Genomic DNA, 18,095 nt, shown 5'->3' with positions numbered 1-18,095 from the left:
CCTTATATCAATAATAGGGATTAAATAGTTCCTGTATAGAATAAAATTAGTTATTAGTAACTATATAGTACATATTAGTTGATTACTAACCTGTTTTCAAACTTTTTTTGGATATTTAGGATATACCTTTATAATAGTTGAATTTTATTCCATATATTATTTGTGTTAAGTAAAAAAATATGCAAGAAAAACATTAGGAGGATTTAGTTAGTGTATAATGAAAATATTAGGAATTTTTTGTATAGGATTTTTAATTAGTGAGGTGATAAGTGTGAATGCGAATGCGAATGAAGAATTAATCCATAAGTTATATACAAGCTTTCAAAACAAAGATTTTGCCACAATTCGATCCTGTTATCATGAAAAAGCAACATTTAATGATCCAGCCTTTACCAATCTAAAAGGGAAGGAACCCAGTGCAATGTGGCATATGCTGTTTGGAAATAATGATCAGGTTAAAGTTACCTTTGATAATGTGAAGGCGGATAACTTTAAAGGGCAGGCTAGATGGATCGCTAAGTATCCATTTTCACAAACGGGAAGAGAGGTTACGAATGTTATTCATGCTTCTTTTGAATTTCAAGATGGGAAAATTATTAGACATGTAGATGAATTTGATTTTTATAAATGGTCAAAGATGGCTTTTGGACCTATAGGATTTTTAATCGGATGGACTTCATTTTTTAGAAGGAAATTACAAAGCACAGTAAATGAGAAATTACATAAATACATAGAAAAACACCCTGAATATCAAAAGTAACTCTTCTGAGTCAAATCGACGAAACACTAAGAGGCTCTTTCTAGAGTTTTTACTCCCTTCTTTTTTAAATAAATAAAATCCGCTACTTCAATTAGTAGCGGATCAATTTTTTTGATTTAAATATCTTCGTCAGGTTGAAGAATAGCAGGTTTACCAGGATCATAAGGATATTTTATTCCAGCCCCAGTATTAAGCAATACAACCTTTTCCTCTTCTTTAATCCAGTTGTCTTCTCTTAATTTTTTAGCTGCAGCCAAATTAGCAGCACCTTCAGGACATACGAATAATCCTTCAATAGAAGCAATTTCTTCTTGACATTTTACAATGGTTTCATCATCAATGGCAACTGCACAGCCATCTGTTTCATATATAGACTCTAATACTAGAAAATCACCAATTGCTTTTGGTACATTGATACCGAAAGCTAATGTATCTGCGTCCTCCCACATGTCGGATTCTTTTTTGTTTTCTTCCCAGGCTTTTACGATTGGAGCACAACCTGTAGCCTGAACTGCAACTAGACGAGGCATCTTTTCCCCAATCCATCCAATTTCCTGGAGCTCTTTCAGTCCTTTATATATACCAATAATACCTACGCCACCACCAGTTGGATATAGAATGACATCAGGTACTTCCCAATCGAGTTGCTCTGCAATTTCTAACCCCATTGTTTTTTTACCTTCAATACGATACGGCTCTTTTAGCGTGGAAGCATCAAAAAAATTATTTTTTTGTACTGCTCGTCCTACAATTTTACCTGCATCACTAATCAATCCGTCAACTAAATATAACTTAGCACCTGCAATAGCAGTTTCACTTCTTGTAATTTTTGGTGCTTTGATTGGCATCACAATGTTCGCTTCAATACCAGCTCTAGCTGCATATAGGGACCATGCTCCACCTGCATTTCCATTTGTAGGCATGGCTAAAGATTTGATACCAAGTTCTTTTGCTTTGGATATACCTACTGCTGCTCCACGAGCCTTGAAACATCCTGATGGAATAGTTCCTTCATCTTTTAACAATAGGTTCGGCATACCTACCTTTTCACCTAATTTTTTTAACGGAATTAAAGGCGTCATTCCTTCACCTAATGACACCACATTTTCATCAGATTTCACAGGAAGAAGTTCGCGGTAGCGCCAAAGGCTAGGCTCTCTTGTAAGTAAATCGGATTTACTCCATTCTGTCTTAAGCTTTTTCAGATCATACCTTACAAGTAAAGGAGTTCCGGGAGTTCCACAATCACATAATTGGTTTACTTCATCAACACTATATGTTTTATTGCACTTTGGACATTCCAAATGAGAAACGAAACTAGATGGTTTTCTTTGGGACATTATTATTTTCTCCTCCTAATCATAACTAGTATGTATTTAATAAATAGGATTATCCAAAATGATTGAACAACCTCTAATATATTCTTTATCCATCATAAATGATAATTGAAGATAACTAAAATAGATTATTATTATACTTAAAATAAGGAATGTTTATGGTCTTAGAAGGTTCACTTTATTAATTTACACTATGGACTACGGATAGGAGTCCAAGCAAACTTTTACAATGAACATATCATATCATGAGGAAATAATTTTAATTCGATTTGTAAGGAGGAGAAGATTATGGGATTAAATAAAGGACCATTTATTGTTTCTAAAAGTATATCAGTGGATGATCCATATGATACTACTGATCCTGATGTTATACTGCTTCCAAAAGATCCACCTGGTTCTTTTGAAGATGTCTTAACAATTGATGTATGTGTCAAACAACCTGGAAAAACAAAGGTGCGTATTGATTCCATGGCTCAAATTGCAGTAAATATATCTACAACTGAAGATGTTACCCCTTTTCAAGTAACTTATGAAGTTTTACGTAATAATCAGCGAATTGCACTCATTAATGATCAAATGCAATACGATACAAGTTCTGATGATGTAGATAGACATAATAACTTTCCTAATTACCCGATCATTGATAATAATCCTGATCCTGGGATAAATCAATATGTGTTGAGATGTACGGATGTATTATGTGTTGCCCGAATTGATGTGACTGTTGGATCTAGAAGTCTTGTAGCAACAGTGTTTGAATCAAAGTAGAGCTAGGTATCAGCATTCCCCCTTGAAGAAGAGGGAGTCTTGTAGAACGTGATAACTTGAAGTTTTGAAAATGAAAAGTGCTGCTACAGCGTCCTTTTTTGTATTGTTGGGAATCTTTTTTTGTAAAAATACAACTCATGTAACTTTATGGCTCAAAATGCGTATAGATTATGAAGAGAATCTTGCTTTCAATGGGAGTCAAGCAAGTAGAACGTGATAATTTTGTTTAAAGTAAGCTTTTTTAAGGAGCGATTTGTATGTTGAAGGTGATGTTTAATGGAATTTTAAAACCACTGATTTATGGAGTAATAATATTATTTGTAACGTTAGTCGTTTCTTTAATGACCGGTACAATAAATTCATTCGGAAGCATAACTTCTATAGTGGCTATTGTTTTTATCGTACTAGCAGTTATTACTTCTGGATCAGCTGTTAGTGGGGATCGTATGAGGGCTAATTTTGCTTATGAAACTAAGGAAGATAGATATTCAAGAATGAGATGGTCTAAAAACTTATTTTTGATGTCAATACCAAGTTTAATTGTTGGGGTCATATCTTTAGTATGAATACACTGTTTAATATAAAAGGAGTGATGGTTGAATGCTTCGCTGGATATTAAATCGAGTTGTAAAACCGATGCTTTACGGAATGATGATTGTGATCATTGTAGCATTCATCGTTGCGGCCATAGGAAAAATAGATACATTAGGTGTTGTTTTGTTTATAATTGGTTTCATATGTTTACTAGTGGCATCTCTAGGTTCCAATGCTCAAACAGGTGGACTTGAACGGCACCATCAACATATTGTAAATTTTCAAAGGGATACAAGAGAAGATCGAGTATCGAGAATGCGTCAATCCTCCAGTTTTTTTCTCATGTCAATGACTATTTTTTTAATGGCCATTGTTGTTTTTTTCCTCAACTAGAATCAAACGCTTATATATACATTTCTCAAAAACTACCAAATATAATTATACGACTTATGATCATAATTAAATATATTTATTCTTACGCATCTAGTATAATATCAATAAACAAATTTTTACTATTGCACTTACTCGGAGGTGTGCCAGATGTCTTCAAAAGATAAAAATGAAAAACGGAAAAACTTAAAAGTCATTCAGTTTGATAAAGATAAAAATACGCTGATAGAATCGTCGCAACCAAAGGAAACGTTTGAGGATGTGGGTGGTTTAGATGAGGTTAAGAAAAAGATCAAAATGAGTTTTATCCTTCCTCTTCAACAACCCGAATTTTTTCAGGCTTACGGTAAAGAAGCTGGAGGTAGCTTGTTGTTGTACGGACCCCCTGGGTGTGGGAAAACCTACTTGGCAAAAGCGATAGCTGGAGAAATCGATGCCAATTTTGTTCACCTTGAACTTCAAGCCATTTTATCAATGTATGTAGGACAGAGTGAGCATAACCTTCATGATGTATTTGAAAAAGCAAGGGAGCAGAAACCTTGTGTTCTTTTTATAGACGAATTAGATGCTTTAGGTGGCAACCGACATAACATGAGGCAGCATCATGAGAGAATGCTGGTTAATCAATTATTAATAGAATTGGATGGTCTTCATTCCTTTAATGAACAAGTTTATGTGATTGGAGCTACTAACACACCTTGGTACCTTGATCCTGCTTTGAGAAGACCTGGAAGATTCAATCATTTGGTGTTTATTCCACCTCCAACATTGGAGGAAAGAGAAACGATTCTTTCGTTAAAAGCACAAGGGAAACCTCAGGAATCTTTAAACTTAAATAAACTAGCTAAAAAAACGAATCATTTTTCAGGTGCAGACCTCGGACAAGTCATCCAGGATGCGATTGATGTCGTTTTGCAGAAATCATTGGAAGTAGGAGAGTTATTGCCATTAACGAATGATAGTTTATTAAAAGCGTTGAAAGGTAGGAAGCCTACTACATTAGAATGGTTTTCATCTGCTAAAAACTATGCAACTTTTAGTGACGTGAATAAGGATTATCAGCAGGTGTTGGATTATATTCATGAAAATAAAGTAAAGTAGGTGGATTATGAACGTACAAACAACTAGTGCGATTAATCAATTAATCCAATGGGGAAAATATAAAGAGGCAATAGAAGAAATTGAAAAGTATATTCAGAATGATCCTGAAGAGTCATTAGGTTATGCTCTAATGGCTAAAGTATATACTCAAAAAGATGATTACGATAAAGCAATATATTGGGTTGAAGAGGCTTTGAAAAAAGACCCAGAGGATGCTTTAGCGTGGGAATTACAGGTGAGCATTGCGTATACACAGGAAAAGTGGCGTGAGTTCAACCGTTTGGTAGATGATGCGTTTCGGATCTTTCCTACAGAAAGTCATTTTTATTATTTAAAAGCAAATGAATTATCGAGTCGTATGAAATTTAAGGAAGCAATGGAACAAATGGAACAAGCACTGCGAATATCCCCTAAATACGCTTTATATTTGGCAAATTACAGTTATCTTTTGGCACATTTAAATGAAAAGGAAGGTTCTTTGCAATATGAAAAAAGGGCATTGCAAGAGGAAGTGGAGGATTCATCGGTATTTATGTACTTAGCCTGGTCTGCAGATAGAAGAGGGGATCATAAAATAGCTTTGAGTTATTTTGAGAATGCAATAAGATTAAATCCTAATAATAATCAGGTTCGCGATGAGTATCTTGAGAGTTTACAGAAGCAATATTTCTTTTATCGGATGCTTATATACCCAAGCAAGATGTTTGCCAAAAACCGTTATCTATTTTTAGTTCTATGGCTTGTAGCGGCATTTCTTTTTAGACCCCTGATTCTCTTATTTATCGTTTTGTACATCGCCTCTCATTGGCTTACAAAGCTATTGGTTCATGTCAAAATATTTGGATGGTCCTTTTCCCAAAGATAGATTACCAGCTTACACCTCTATGGTATTCGAATGAATATATAAGGGGTGTTTTTTAATACATTGCTTTTTGATCTATTGTAGGAAATTATTAGACGAAATAACATAATCTATAATCTATTAAACTTGTTTCTATCAATAGTATAATAATAGGAACAATATAAGATGAACAGAGAGTACACTAATTTCAAAAATGAAGAAATAACGGAGAGGCAGGTGTGTGAAAGTGAAGTTTTTTCATACAGCAGATTGGCATTTAGGCAAGTTGGTTCAGGGAGTGTATATGACAGAGGATCAACGATTTGTATTGAATCAATTTACTGAGGCTGTGAAACAAGAGAAACCAGATGCAGTTATTATTGCAGGAGACTTGTATGATAGAGCGGTACCTCCAACGGAAGCCATTGATTTGTTGGATGAGGTACTTAGAAAGATCGTAATTGAATATAAAATACCTGTTATTGCTGTAGCAGGAAACCATGACAGTCCAGGTAGGCTGCAATTTGGAAGTCAAATGATGAATGCCGCGGGTTATTACATGGTCGGAGAGTTTTCAGATCAATTTGAATCTATCGTTTTGCATGATGAATTTGGAGAAGTTCACTTTCATTTAGTCCCTTATGCTGAGCCAGGTAAAGTGAGATATGTTTTACAAAAGGATGAAATTCGTACATATGATGAAGCTATGGAAGCTACTGTAGAACGAATTCAAGAAAACATGGATCATAATGCACGTCATGTCTTTGTAGGCCATGCGTTTGTTACACCTTATGGAGAGAAAGCAGCAAATACAAGTGAATCAGAGCGCCCGTTATCTATGGGAGGAACAGAGTATGTCAGTGCGGATCATTTCTCTTCATTCCATTACACCGCTTTAGGTCATTTGCATCAAGCTCATTACGTGAAAAATGAAACCATCCGATATGCTGGATCACCTTTAAAGTACTCTATCTCGGAAGAAAAACATAATAAAGTGTTTTATATCGTTGAACTAGATGAACAAGGACAAACAAACATTGAAAAACGCGCGTTAACTCCTAAGAGAGATATGTATACGATCGAAGGAAAATTAGAAGAAATTGAACAGATGGATAAAAATGAGGATTACGTATTTGTTCGACTGTTGGATGAAACACCTGTGTTATCTCCTATGGAACGTGTCCGGACAGTATTTCCTAATGCAATGCATGTGGAGCGAAAAATATCAATGACTCAACTAAATGATCAAGAGGAACAGGTTGTAGAAAGGTCTAAAATGGATGAACTTTCACTATTTAAAGCTTTTTACAAAGAGGTAAGGGGAACTGAAGTTACTGGGGAAACAGAAAAACAGTTTACTGAAGTATTGCAGGAAATGCTGCAGGTAGAAGGTGAGCGAAAATGAGGCCGTTAAAAATCAAAATGACCGCATTTGGTCCTTATAAACTGACGGAGATCATTGACTTCACAGAGCTCGACGAACATCGTTTGTTTGTCATATCAGGGAAAACAGGGGCAGGAAAAACTTCCATTTTTGATGCGATTTGTTTTGCGTTATATGGTGAAGCAAGTGGTCAGGATCGAAATGATTCAAAAATGCTGCGAAGTCAGTTTGCAGAGGACGAATTATATACATCTGTTGAACTTGAATTTGAGCTAAAAAAACACACCTATCGTATATTCCGTCAGCTTTCTCATGTGAAATCAGGCAATAAAAGTGCTACAGGAGAGCGGTATGAGTTTTTTGAAACGACAGATGGCATGGAAAAACCGATGTGTGAACGTTTTATCGTTTCTCAAGTAAACGAAAAAGTGCTTCAGTTATTAGGAATTAGTAAAGAACAATTTAATCAAATTGTCATGCTGCCACAGGGGGAATTTCGTAAGCTTTTAACATCGGATACAGAAAATAAAGAAGAAATTTTACGCCGTATTTTCAAAACTGGATTATATAAAAATGTAGAGAGTATGTTGAATGAGAGGAGAAAACAATCTCAATCTATTTTTGAACAGCAAATTAAAGAAAGAGGCATCTACATTAATAGCTTAAAAACAGCCTTGCCTATGCGGGAGGGTACCCAGTTAACTGAAGTTTTTGGACAAGATTTATATAATACATTTCAAATTTTAGAGGCACTTGAGGAAGAGATTTCTTATTATAAAGAAGAAGTGAGCAGCAATGAGCTGAGGCTCCAACGAGAAACAAAAAAATTGCAGGATATTACGGCACAATATCATTATGCGGAAGCGATTCATCAGCGGTTTGATATACTCGAGCAAAAGAAGGCATACAAAGAAAAACTTGAAAGCCAATTGCCTGAAATGGCGTCTATGAAAAAAAAGATAGAGTTGGCTGAAAAAACGGATCGCATCCAACTTGTCGAGCAAAATCAAATGGAAGCAAAAAAAGATTTCCTGTCTAAAAACAAAGCATTGGAAAAAGCAAAAATAACTGATCTGCAAGCTGAGAAAAGGCTTGAAAATGCGAAGCAGGAATATCAAGAAGAAGAAAAGAAACAACCTGAACTAGAGCGCATCTCAAAACAACTGGAACATCTTCAAGAATGGCTGCCTATTGTAAAGGACTTAAATCAGAAGCAAATACAAATAAAAGATCTTGAGCATAAAAGCGGACATTTACAGCAAACATTCAACACACTAGAAAAACAGATGCAAACGAAACAAACAGAGAGAAATAAGGTTATAGAAGAAATAAAAACGTTAGAAACTCAGCTTCGTTCTTTACCTGAGAAACAAGAAATGTTAGCGGAAAAACGAGAGCAATCGGTAGTGCTCACAGAATATATGAAATTACAGCAAGCTGTGTTTGAAGCAAGGGAAGAAGTAGCTTTGAATAAATCCAACTTTGAAAAAGCCCAACATCATTATGATACCATCGAAAAACGTTGGATTGAAGGTCAGGCAAGCATTTTGGCAGCTCATCTTCATGATGGGGAGATGTGCCCAGTTTGTGGGAGCAAGGAACATCCATCTAAAACTAAAAACACGGAGGAAATTCCTTCAAAACAAGTTTTAGATACAGCCAGAAAAGCAAAAGAAGAAGCACTAGATGAATATCGAAAGGTAGAAGCTAAAGTAGAAAACTTCTCTTTACAAATGAATGAAAAACAACAAGTAGTGATTCAATATGGTTTTCATTTAGAAAATATAAAAGAAGAGTATGATCACTTTGTTCAATTAGGGAAAAGCTTAAAAAAAGAAGTAGAGCTGTTAAGAGAAAAACAAAATCATTTAGATCAACTTAAACCTTTGTTAGATGAGTTAAATCAATGGTTAGATCAAAAAACAAAGGAAAAAGAAAAAATACGATCAGATTTAAACGAAGTAAATACGAAGCATGCTACTGAAAAAGCACTTTTAGAGCAAAGCATTGTCAACATACCAGAGGAAGTTCGATCACTTGCGTTGTTAGAGGAAAGAATGAAGCAAATTCAAAGTCAAAAATCGGCTTTAGAACTTCGATGGAAGACGGTGCAAGAGCAGCTTGAACAAACAAAAATAAAACGTTCAGAAGTGGGTGCTCATCTAGTAAACGCTGAAACTCAAGTACAGGAAACACAGGGAAAACTAGAAAAAGTAAATCATCAATTTTCTCAAAGCCTAGTAGAAGCGGGTTTCCTTCAGGAGTCGGATTATCAGAAGGCAAAAATGACAAAGGAAATCAGGTTACAGCTTACAAAACAAATGGAAGATTGGAAATCTAACCTCACGACTGTATCAAAACAGATTGATGAGCTAGAGGGAGAGTTAAAGGATAAAAAACGGGAAGATCTAAACGAGATACAAAACAGCCTAGATGAGTTGAAAAAACTAGTTGAGCAAATACGAACACAATATTATGAAGTACAGAATTATACTGAGCGAGCGGAGGAAGGGAAACAAAACATATTATCTGTGAGTGAAAAAGTACAGCAAGCAGAAGACAGGTATCAGTTGATTAAAGATTTATATGATGTGATACGAGGGGACAATGTAAAAAAAATTTCCTTTGAACGTTATCTACAGATTGAATTTTTAGAACAAATCATTCAAATGGCAAATGGGAGATTGCAAAAACTATCTAATGGTCAATTCCAATTATTGCGCAGTGATCGCTTGGAAAAGCGGGGAAGGCAAAGCGGTCTTGGATTAGACGTATATGATCATTACACAGGTCAGTTGAGAGATGTAAAAACAATGTCTGGTGGGGAAAAATTTAATGCTTCTCTATGTTTGGCTTTAGGTATGGCAGATGTCATTCAAACCTATGAGGGTGGGATCTCGATAGAAACGATGTTTATTGACGAAGGTTTTGGTTCATTGGATGAAGAGTCTCTGACAAAAGCCATCGATACGTTAATTGAGTTACAAAAATCAGGTCGGATGATTGGTGTTATTTCACATGTTCAGGAATTAAAGCAAGCTATTCCAGCTGTGTTAGATGTTAGAAAAACAAAAGAAGGAACTAGCAGTACAGCGTTTGATATAAGGTAATACATTCCAATAGATTTTGACTTTTCTGTGAAAGAATTGACAGGGTATGATAGACATGTTAGAATCATCTTCATATCTAAAAGCAATTTATAAAATAGTAAATATCATAATTTCATAATTGAACTGCTCTTATCAAGAGAGGTGGAGGGATGTGCCCTATGAAACCCGGCAACCGTCAATTGACGAATTGAAATGGTGCCAATTCGCACAAAGTGTAAACTTTGGAAGATGAGAGAAAGGTAAACGATAGATGAATTAACCTTTCTGCTCATGCAGGAAGGTTTTTTAGTTTCTATAGAAGGACTCGACGACATCTTCCAAAGATCACCGATAGAGAATTTATTTGATTCTATGAAGGGATTGCATTCCCTTGGATGAGTTATTCAATACGATATAGGTTAGTTATAAATATATAATATATGGAAAATAAACTGTCTTTCTAGATAGCACATCAAGTTAAAACATCAATGGACAGTTTTTTCTAAACTTTTAGGCTGGTGAATCGTCATGATTAAACTATCACAAGTTACAAAAATCTATGAATTAAAAGACAGTACAGTGACAGCTGTTAAAAATGTAGATATGAATATTAATAAAGGTCAAATCTTTGGCATTATAGGCTATAGCGGGGCTGGGAAAAGTACCTTAATACGCCTGTTAAATGGCTTAGAAACCCCTACTAAAGGGACAATCATGGTTGCTAATAGAGAAATCAATCACATCAGTGGGCGCGAATTGAGAAAAGCTCGTCAAGAGATTGGTATGATCTTTCAGCATTTTAACTTATTGTGGTCTAGAACAGTTGAGGAGAACATTTCTTTTCCACTAGAAATTGCTGGCATGTCTAAAAAAGAGAGATCAAAAATCGTGAAAGAATTGATTAAGCTTGTAGGATTAGAAGGAAGAGAGAAAGCTTATCCTTCACAATTAAGTGGTGGTCAAAAGCAGCGTGTGGGTATCGCAAGAGCACTCGCGAATAAACCGAAGGTGCTATTATGCGATGAAGCTACCTCAGCGTTAGACCCACAAACCACAGATTCTATTTTAGAGCTTTTAGTAGATATCAATCAGAAACTTGGGTTAACCATCGTACTCATTACTCACGAAATGCATGTCATCCGTAAAATATGTCATCGTGTTGCAGTGATGGAGGATGGAGAAGTAGTTGAGGAAGGAAATGTACTAGACGTATTTGAAAACCCTGAGCAACCTATGACAAAAAGGTTTGTGAATCAAGTGATTGAACCTGAATCTTCTAACGAAATGATCGAGAACTTATTATCTCAACATCCAGAAGGAAAAGTTATTCAATTAACCTTTGTAGGGGATACAGCTGAGATGCCCTTAATCACAAATGTGATCAGGAAATTTGATGTTAACTTTAATATATTGCAAGGAAAGGTTTCTCAAACGCATGGGGGAGCAGTTGGAACGATGTTTGTACATGTGGATGGGGATATCAAAGAAGTAGAGCAGGCGATTCAATATATTCGTCAGCAGAAGGTGAAGGCGGAGGTGTTGAGCCATGAGTGAGTTGCTTCCTAATATACGGTGGGAAAAGGTATATGAAGCTACACTTGAGACTTTATATATGACTGGTGTTTCTGTATTCGCCACTTTTATTCTTGGGATTATATTAGGTTTAATGTTGTTTCTAACGTCAAAGGGTAATTTATATGAAAATAAAATCATCCATGCTATTGTTGCAGCTATTGTTAATATATTTAGATCCATTCCATTTATCATATTAATTGTTCTTTTAATTCCCTTTACTATAATTTTAATTGGCAAAATGTTAGGTCAAAATGCTGCATTACCTGCTTTAATTATAGGCGCTGCTCCGTTTTATGCACGTATGGTGGAGATTGCATTGAAGGAAATTGATAAAGGTGTAATTGAAGCTGCAAGAGCGATGGGTGCAAAAACTACCACAATTATTTGGAGGGTGCTTCTACCAGAAGCTATGCCAGCGCTTGTATCAGGTATTACAGTAACTGCAATTGCTCTAGTAGGTTATACTGCCATGGCTGGTGTAATAGGTGCAGGTGGATTAGGGAATTTAGCTTATTTATTTGGTTATCAACGTTCCCAATATGATTATACATGGGTAGCTACAATATTAATATTAATGATTGTATTTATAATTCAGTTTGTAGGTGACTATGTCACTTCAAAAATAGATAAAAGATAAAAAAATAGGGGAGAGAGAAATCATGAAGAAAGTATTATTATCAGTTGTAATATTGACATTTGTATTAGCATTAGCTGCTTGTGGCAGCGATAGCGCAGAAAGTAAATTAGTTGTTGGGGCATCCAATGTACCTCATGCTGAAATTTTAGAGAAAGCAGCTCCGATTCTAGAGGAAAAAGGGATTGAATTAGAAATTATTACATTCCAAGATTATGTTCTGCCTAACAAAGCGTTAGCTGAAAAAGAATTAGATGCAAACTATTTTCAACACATTCCATACTTAGAAAGTCAAATTGCGGATCATGGATATGATTTTGTCAATGCTGGTGGGATTCATATTGAACCAATCGGTGTCTATTCTCAGGAATATGAAAGCTTAGCTGATTTACCAGATGGTGCTGAAGTCATTATGAGTAATTCTGTAGCTGATCATGGACGCTTCTTAGCTTTATTGCAAAATGAAGGATTAATTAAAGTAGATGAATCAGTGAATATAACAGAAGCTACAATTGAAGATATTGTTGAATATTATAGAGACATTGAGTTTACTGCAGATATTGAAGCAGGACTTTTACCGCAAGTATATAACAATGGTGAAGGGGATGCAGTTTTAATCAACACAAACTATGCAATTGATGCTGGGTTGAACCCTGTTGAAGATGCAATTGCCCTTGAAGGATCAGAATCTCCTTATGTAAACATCATCACGGTAAGAAATGGGGATGAAACACGCGAAGAGATCCAAACCTTAGTTGAAGTTCTTCGTTCAGAGGAAATTCAAAGCTTTATCTTAGAAGAGTACAACAATTCAGTTGTTCCTGTTTCTGAATAATTTTAGAATCAATCAGTAACATTTTTAAGTTAAACAACATAAGATGGTGTATGGATCGATAATAAATTAATTTGTTATTGGATCTTCACAGCATACACATCCTTTCTAAGTTTGAAAAGCTTCTTCACAACCATGTGAAAGAAGCTTTTTTCTATTTATACGGGAGTATCACTTTTCTTCCTGTATGTAGACTTAATATCCTGTGGACGGTTTCTTGTAAATTATGTATAATTGTTTTTAAATTGTTTAGAGAGGTGCTCCGGTGTAAAAATATCTATTCCTTAACAAAAAACTTAAAACTGAATATTGGAAGGGGATAGATTGACGATGTCTAATAGATTATCGTTTCATTTCCTATGGGCTGGTCAAGCATTGGCTAATTTAGGAGATGTTTTTTATATTGTTTCAATGATTACAACGGTTTATTATGTGACAGGCTCCGCAGCTTTTATGGCTTTTGTACCGTTTGTCATTGCTTTTAGCCGTTTTTTTGGAGGGATTGCTGCTCCTTGGGTTTTAGATCGACTAAGCTTAAAGTCTGTATTGGTCACTTCTCAATCGGTTAAAACAGGTTTACTTCTTGTTTTCACCATCATTCTTTTTTCTGGTCTACACTTAGAAAATATATTTCTATTATTTTTGTTTGCATCGATCATTGCTTTTTTAGATGGTTGGGCAAACCCGGCTCGAAATGCAATGTTACCAAGAATTGTTGATAAAGAGGAATTAGTGAAAGCAAATAGCTTTTTATCTATTGTAGATCAATCTGTTCAACTAGGCGGATGGGCGATTAGTGGGATCATCGTTGCAGTGCTAGGAAATGACTTACTCATATTTATTACGTTTATGTTGTTTGTTGCTTCTAGTATTTTGATGTCTTTGTTGAATGACCCAACAGTGACTTCTGAGGAAGATACGAAATCTAAAACACAGTGGGAGTCTTTCAAGGAAGGATGGACAACGATTTGGCACAAACCGTCCCTTAAAGGAATTACGTTAATTGATATATTAGATTCAATTGCAGGCGTCGTATGGATCGCTGCTATTTTATATATTTATGTGGAAGAAGTAATACAAAAAAGTGAAGCTTGGTGGGGTTATATCAATGCTACATTCTTCATTGGTTTAATCATTGGTGGAATGTTTAGTTTTAGAATGGAAAAAATCATTAAGCAGCATCTTTATTTGTTTATCATGTTAGGCTGTTTGTTATATGCTGGATTTACACTATGGTTTGGTTTGTTAAGTGCTCCATGGTTAGCATTAGTAATTTCTATTAGTATAGGGATATCACTACAGTTCAAATCCATTGCTCAGCAGACCATTGTCCAATTTAGTGCAGATCATGAGATTTTGCCTAAAGTCTATTCAGCTCAAGATGCGATGCTGACGTTTACTTTTGCTGTATCCACTTTGCTTTTTGGTTATTTAACAGATATGTTAGGAGTTAGAAGTGTATTTGTTATCGCTGCAGCCATTACATTTTTATCTAGCATAGTATCTATCATTTTCAGAAAACAGTTTAGAAGAATCGATGCTTAATGGTTTGATAAAATAAAGTAAAGAATAAATCTAAAAAATGAGGGTTAAGTCTGTAGTGGATTTGACCCTTTTTCTTTTTAGAAAATGAGAATTGAACATGGGGGATTTGTTATGGATTATAATATAAAAAAACTATTGAATGTGATAAATACTGCTGAGGGTGGGAATCGGTTCATTTTGGGGATCGACGGGTTAAGTCGTTCAGGTAAAACGACGCTTGTGCAAAAGCTAAGTCACTGCTTGAAAGAAGAGAACATTTCGTTTCATGTTTTTCATATTGATGATCATATTGTTGAGCGTAAAAAACGATATCATACTGGGTACGATGAATGGTACGAATATTATCATTTACAGTGGGATGTTAATGGATTGAGTTCTCTTTTTTTGAAAAGATGAAATATGAAAATGAACTGAGTCTTCCATATTATCTTGATCAATCCGATGATCATCTTATGAAACAAATAAAATTGCCTCATGATGGTGTGATCGTAATTGAAGGTGTTTTTCTGCAGCGTAAAGAGTGGAGGGGCTTCTTTGATTATTTAGTATATTTGGACTGTCCTAGGGATAAAAGGTTTCATCGCGAGAATGAAGAGACACAAAAGAACATTACAAAGTTTAAAAATAGATATTGGATGGCGGAGGAGTATTATTTGAACACAGAATCTCCTGAAAAGAAGGCAGATATGGTTTTAAAAGGATAATATTAAAAATAAACTATTTTGAAAAAATTTATCAGTGGGAAATGAGAGAAAACTCCCACTGATGGAAATTAGGCTTTATGTTTATTTCCCTAACATTTGTTTTACAACATTTTTTGTTTGAATTAAACCTGTCGGATCTTCTTTTGTTTTATATTGGCAGAAATCTTCAGCCCACTCAGATGTTCTAACTCGTAAAGGAAATGGATTCGTTTTTAATTGAGTTAGGACTACATCTGCAACTTCAGAAGGGGTTTGATAAATATTACCATCTGATCGTTCTGATCTTGTTCCCATATAGTCATTAACAACAGGTTCAAAATCATCCTTGTAGAAACCTCCATTACTAGCCATACCGGCAAGAACGCTATTCGCAAATTCAGATGAAATTCCACCTGGTTCAACAATCATGAATTCTACTCCGAAATAAGGAGTTACATAAGTAGCGAGGCTTTCATAATAACCTTCCAAAGCAAACTTCGATGCGCAGTAGATTTCATTTAATGGTTGTCCCACTAAACCACCTACTGAAGAAATGGCTACAATTTTTCCTTGTTTTCTCTCACGCATGTGCGGAAGGACAGCTTTTGTACAGCGAATTGCTCCAAAAGTATTAATATCAAACACATTTGTATATTCTTTTTCAGTAGATTGTTCGGTCGTTTTAATATATCCAATTCCTGCATTATTCACTAATAAGTTAATTTGTCCTTCTTGGTCGATTACCGTCTGAATGGCTTTATCAACTGAATCTTGTGACTGTACATCTAACTGCAGCAGTTCAACGCTTAACCCTGATTGTTGTAAGTCTCGAATGGATTGTCCTTTTTCCAAATTCCTCATTGTCGCATAGACTTTCCAACCTTCATTTGCTAATTTTTGTGTTAATGTAAGACCAAGACCTGTCGAAGTTCCTGTAATGACCGCGATTTGTTTTTCCATTATTCATCCTTCTTTCTTTTTTTATTACATGTTAACTGGCACTAAAATCGATATTGTACAATCTATTTCTTTTTTAGTTTGCTTTATGTTTGATAAAAACGAATGATTTGGCACTCGTTATCCTTTCCTTTATCAGATTTCTTTATTAATTACTGTGTCAGTTTGTCCTTTACCGATTTGTTATACCATATGTTCTCTTTATTGTTTTTACTTTTAGAATTGATTATAAACCTTAGAGTTAACTCTAAGTCAAGTGGATTGGTAAATAAGTATTTAATCAATGGTACTATGAAAATACCTAAACAGTGGTGCTTAACTTTTCCCATTTAAGGTGTTACATTTGTTTTTAAAAAAGTAGGTGTTCATCAGATGTCGTTTAGGAATTTAATGCCTTATATTTATCTTACTTCTGCCATGTTTATTGTTGGAAGTTCCATTGTGATTGGAAAATTAATGGTGCAGAGTATCCCTGTTTTTTTAGCTTCAGGGATTCGTTTTGGATTAGCTTCAGTGCTATTGTTTTTCTTGCTGTTTATATTGGAAGGAGGTATACCGAAGTTAACAAAGAAGCAGTATTTAGTCCTGTTTCTTCAATCTTTCACGGGTGTATTTTTGTTCAGTGTTTGTTTATTATATGGAGTTCAATATACAACAGCACTAGATAGTGGGGTGATTACAAGTGCAACTCCAATGGTTATTGCTCTATTTTCATACATGATATTAAAAGAAAAAATAACTAGAAACATTCTAATGGGGATATTGTTTGCTGTATGTGGAATTTTAGCAATAAACCTTGGCAGCGGGGAAAGTAGCGCAAATGGTTATTTTCCTATTTGGGGTAATCTATTGATTCTTGTTGCAGTGACTGGAGAAGCTATATTTACGATTTTAGGTAAATTACTTTCGAATAAATTGAGTCCAGTAGCTATTTCAACCTTTGTTTCTTTTTTTGGGTTTCTTTTATTTTTACCGTTCTCCATTTACGAGGCAATGAAATTTGATTTTATTCAACCGACCATGAAAGATTGGTTTTATGTCATCTATTTTGCAATCATAGTAACCGTTCTTGCATTTTTCCTTTGGTATAATGGGGTTTCGAATGTTTCTGGGAATGTAGCCGGTGTTTTTACAGCCGTATTACCTTTATCAACTTTGTTATGTTCTTACTTATTTTTAGATGAAAAGCTTACTTTAGGTCATGTGATGGGTATGTTACTGGTGATTATCGGGATTTTATATAGTACTAGAATGAAAAAGACTTAGATTCAGTTAATGAATTCTAAGTCTCAACAGAGGTTTGATTCACCTAGTTATTACATAATAAAGAACGTATAGCCAACTAAAGATGCCGTGTATAATCGCCCAGATAATGGATTTATGAATGCTCCAAGATATTGCTATAGCCAATGCTGATCCAAATGTAATGCCATTGGATACGTACTTATACGAGCTTTTTTCTTTTGCGACTCTCATTTGAAGACCCTCCCATTTCATTCTTTATTAATATTCATGACTTTTAAACTTTAACAATGTTTTGTAAAATATCCTTTAGTATAAGTATTTCTATATAAGTTGGGTTATTCCTTTCTTATTTGAGTTCTTAGCAGCAATGGACGTAATATTGTACCTCCCCATATGCATGGCGCATTATTCGAGTTTCTC

16 protein-coding genes, 1 pseudogene and 1 riboswitch are annotated in these 18,095 nt (G+C 35.0%); of the genes and pseudogenes, 14 read left to right on the top strand and 3 right to left on the bottom strand.

What is annotated here, in order from left to right; translation table 11 throughout:
• The first annotated feature begins 271 nt into the window (after positions 1–271).
• The gene (locus Q5Y73_RS14835) at positions 272–760 is read left to right on the top strand and encodes a nuclear transport factor 2 family protein (RefSeq protein ID WP_305992691.1); all 489 of its coding nucleotides are present in this window, start codon (positions 272–274) and stop codon (positions 758–760) included.
• Between the two features lie 116 nt (positions 761–876).
• Here the strand turns inward: Q5Y73_RS14835 and Q5Y73_RS14830 are convergent, their stop codons facing one another.
• Complete coding sequence (locus tag Q5Y73_RS14830; RefSeq protein WP_305992690.1) at positions 877–2,100, bottom strand: threonine synthase; 1,224 nt, start codon at positions 2,098–2,100, stop codon at positions 877–879.
• Positions 2,101–2,385: 285 nt separating this feature from the next.
• Here Q5Y73_RS14830 and Q5Y73_RS14825 point away from each other — a divergent pair, with 285 nt between their 5' ends.
• From Q5Y73_RS14825 to Q5Y73_RS14770, 12 genes and pseudogenes are all read left to right on the top strand, one after another.
• On the top strand, positions 2,386–2,865 hold the full coding sequence (locus Q5Y73_RS14825; RefSeq protein WP_305992689.1) for a hypothetical protein: 480 nt from the start codon (positions 2,386–2,388) through the stop codon (positions 2,863–2,865).
• A 257-nt stretch (positions 2,866–3,122) separates the two neighbouring features.
• On the top strand, positions 3,123–3,431 hold the full coding sequence (locus Q5Y73_RS14820) for a DUF5316 domain-containing protein (protein ID WP_305992688.1): 309 nt from the start codon (positions 3,123–3,125) through the stop codon (positions 3,429–3,431).
• Positions 3,432–3,465: 34 nt separating this feature from the next.
• Positions 3,466–3,792: a hypothetical protein gene (locus Q5Y73_RS14815; RefSeq protein WP_305992687.1), complete on the top strand. Its 327-nt coding sequence runs from the start codon at positions 3,466–3,468 to the stop codon at positions 3,790–3,792.
• Between the two features lie 147 nt (positions 3,793–3,939).
• Complete coding sequence (locus Q5Y73_RS14810; RefSeq protein WP_305992686.1) at positions 3,940–4,890, top strand: ATP-binding protein; 951 nt, start codon at positions 3,940–3,942, stop codon at positions 4,888–4,890.
• A gap of 7 nt (positions 4,891–4,897) precedes the next feature.
• Positions 4,898–5,755: a tetratricopeptide repeat protein gene (locus Q5Y73_RS14805; protein WP_305992685.1), complete on the top strand. Its 858-nt coding sequence runs from the start codon at positions 4,898–4,900 to the stop codon at positions 5,753–5,755.
• A gap of 223 nt (positions 5,756–5,978) precedes the next feature.
• Positions 5,979–7,136: an exonuclease SbcCD subunit D gene (locus tag Q5Y73_RS14800; RefSeq protein ID WP_305992684.1), complete on the top strand. Its 1,158-nt coding sequence runs from the start codon at positions 5,979–5,981 to the stop codon at positions 7,134–7,136.
• The gene (locus tag Q5Y73_RS14795; RefSeq protein ID WP_305992683.1) at positions 7,133–10,225 is read left to right on the top strand and encodes an AAA family ATPase; all 3,093 of its coding nucleotides are present in this window, start codon (positions 7,133–7,135) and stop codon (positions 10,223–10,225) included. The genes Q5Y73_RS14800 and Q5Y73_RS14795 overlap by 4 nt, the downstream gene beginning before the upstream one ends.
• Before the next feature lie 126 nt (positions 10,226–10,351).
• Positions 10,352–10,460, top strand: a riboswitch (SAM riboswitch).
• Between the two features lie 272 nt (positions 10,461–10,732).
• Positions 10,733–11,758 carry a methionine ABC transporter ATP-binding protein gene (locus Q5Y73_RS14790; RefSeq protein WP_305992682.1) on the top strand — a complete coding sequence of 342 codons (1,026 nt, stop codon included), beginning with the start codon at positions 10,733–10,735 and terminating at the stop codon, positions 11,756–11,758.
• A complete protein-coding gene (locus tag Q5Y73_RS14785) occupies positions 11,751–12,416 on the top strand; it encodes a methionine ABC transporter permease (RefSeq protein ID WP_305992681.1) in 666 nt (221 codons plus the stop codon). Before Q5Y73_RS14790 ends, Q5Y73_RS14785 begins: the two co-directional genes overlap by 8 nt.
• A gap of 22 nt (positions 12,417–12,438) precedes the next feature.
• Positions 12,439–13,248 (top strand): MetQ/NlpA family ABC transporter substrate-binding protein, encoded by an 810-nt coding sequence (locus tag Q5Y73_RS14780; protein ID WP_305992680.1) that lies wholly within the window; start codon positions 12,439–12,441, stop codon positions 13,246–13,248.
• A 327-nt stretch (positions 13,249–13,575) separates the two neighbouring features.
• Positions 13,576–14,790, top strand: a complete 1,215-nt coding sequence (locus tag Q5Y73_RS14775) for an MFS transporter (protein ID WP_305992679.1) — start codon at positions 13,576–13,578, stop codon at positions 14,788–14,790.
• 111 nt (positions 14,791–14,901) lie between these two features.
• Positions 14,902–15,494, top strand: a pseudogene (locus Q5Y73_RS14770) (kinase).
• Between the two features lie 81 nt (positions 15,495–15,575).
• Here Q5Y73_RS14770 and Q5Y73_RS14765 read toward each other — a convergent pair.
• On the bottom strand, positions 15,576–16,433 hold the full coding sequence (locus Q5Y73_RS14765; protein ID WP_305992678.1) for an SDR family oxidoreductase: 858 nt from the start codon (positions 16,431–16,433) through the stop codon (positions 15,576–15,578).
• Positions 16,434–16,802: 369 nt separating this feature from the next.
• Between Q5Y73_RS14765 and Q5Y73_RS14760 the strand changes: the two genes are divergently transcribed.
• Positions 16,803–17,696, top strand: a complete 894-nt coding sequence (locus Q5Y73_RS14760; RefSeq protein WP_305992677.1) for a DMT family transporter — start codon at positions 16,803–16,805, stop codon at positions 17,694–17,696.
• Positions 17,697–17,735: 39 nt separating this feature from the next.
• On the opposite strand, the gene Q5Y73_RS14755 is transcribed toward Q5Y73_RS14760, so the two are convergent.
• Complete coding sequence (locus tag Q5Y73_RS14755; RefSeq protein WP_305992676.1) at positions 17,736–17,906, bottom strand: hypothetical protein; 171 nt, start codon at positions 17,904–17,906, stop codon at positions 17,736–17,738.
• Positions 17,907–18,095: the final 189 nt, after the last annotated feature.

Origin of the sequence: Chengkuizengella axinellae (assembly GCF_030730905.1) — a bacterium.
GTDB lineage: Bacteria > Bacillota > Bacilli > Paenibacillales > KCTC-33759 > Chengkuizengella > Chengkuizengella axinellae.
The sequence above is the reverse complement of the archived record's forward strand: the minus strand, read 5'-3'. Positions and strand labels throughout refer to the sequence as shown.

What these genes read in the sequence shown, in the direction of transcription:
- Q5Y73_RS14815 (WP_305992687.1), top strand. Translation starts at nt 3,466, where the DNA reads ATGCTTCGCTGGATATTAAATCGAGTTGTAAAACCGATGCTTTACGGA.
- Q5Y73_RS14790 (WP_305992682.1), top strand. Translation starts at nt 10,733, where the DNA reads ATGATTAAACTATCACAAGTTACAAAAATCTATGAATTAAAAGACAGT.
- Q5Y73_RS14820 (WP_305992688.1), top strand. Translation starts at nt 3,123, where the DNA reads ATGTTGAAGGTGATGTTTAATGGAATTTTAAAACCACTGATTTATGGA.
- Q5Y73_RS14775 (WP_305992679.1), top strand. Translation starts at nt 13,576, where the DNA reads ATGTCTAATAGATTATCGTTTCATTTCCTATGGGCTGGTCAAGCATTG.
- Q5Y73_RS14785 (WP_305992681.1), top strand. Translation starts at nt 11,751, where the DNA reads ATGAGTGAGTTGCTTCCTAATATACGGTGGGAAAAGGTATATGAAGCT.
- Q5Y73_RS14760 (WP_305992677.1), top strand. Translation starts at nt 16,803, where the DNA reads ATGTCGTTTAGGAATTTAATGCCTTATATTTATCTTACTTCTGCCATG.
- Q5Y73_RS14795 (WP_305992683.1), top strand. Translation starts at nt 7,133, where the DNA reads ATGAGGCCGTTAAAAATCAAAATGACCGCATTTGGTCCTTATAAACTG.
- Q5Y73_RS14810 (WP_305992686.1), top strand. Translation starts at nt 3,940, where the DNA reads ATGTCTTCAAAAGATAAAAATGAAAAACGGAAAAACTTAAAAGTCATT.
- Q5Y73_RS14805 (WP_305992685.1), top strand. Translation starts at nt 4,898, where the DNA reads ATGAACGTACAAACAACTAGTGCGATTAATCAATTAATCCAATGGGGA.
- Q5Y73_RS14755 (WP_305992676.1), bottom strand. Translation starts at nt 17,906, where the DNA reads ATGAGAGTCGCAAAAGAAAAAAGCTCGTATAAGTACGTATCCAATGGC.
- Q5Y73_RS14830 (WP_305992690.1), bottom strand. Translation starts at nt 2,100, where the DNA reads ATGTCCCAAAGAAAACCATCTAGTTTCGTTTCTCATTTGGAATGTCCA.
- Q5Y73_RS14765 (WP_305992678.1), bottom strand. Translation starts at nt 16,433, where the DNA reads ATGGAAAAACAAATCGCGGTCATTACAGGAACTTCGACAGGTCTTGGT.
- Q5Y73_RS14825 (WP_305992689.1), top strand. Translation starts at nt 2,386, where the DNA reads ATGGGATTAAATAAAGGACCATTTATTGTTTCTAAAAGTATATCAGTG.
- Q5Y73_RS14780 (WP_305992680.1), top strand. Translation starts at nt 12,439, where the DNA reads ATGAAGAAAGTATTATTATCAGTTGTAATATTGACATTTGTATTAGCA.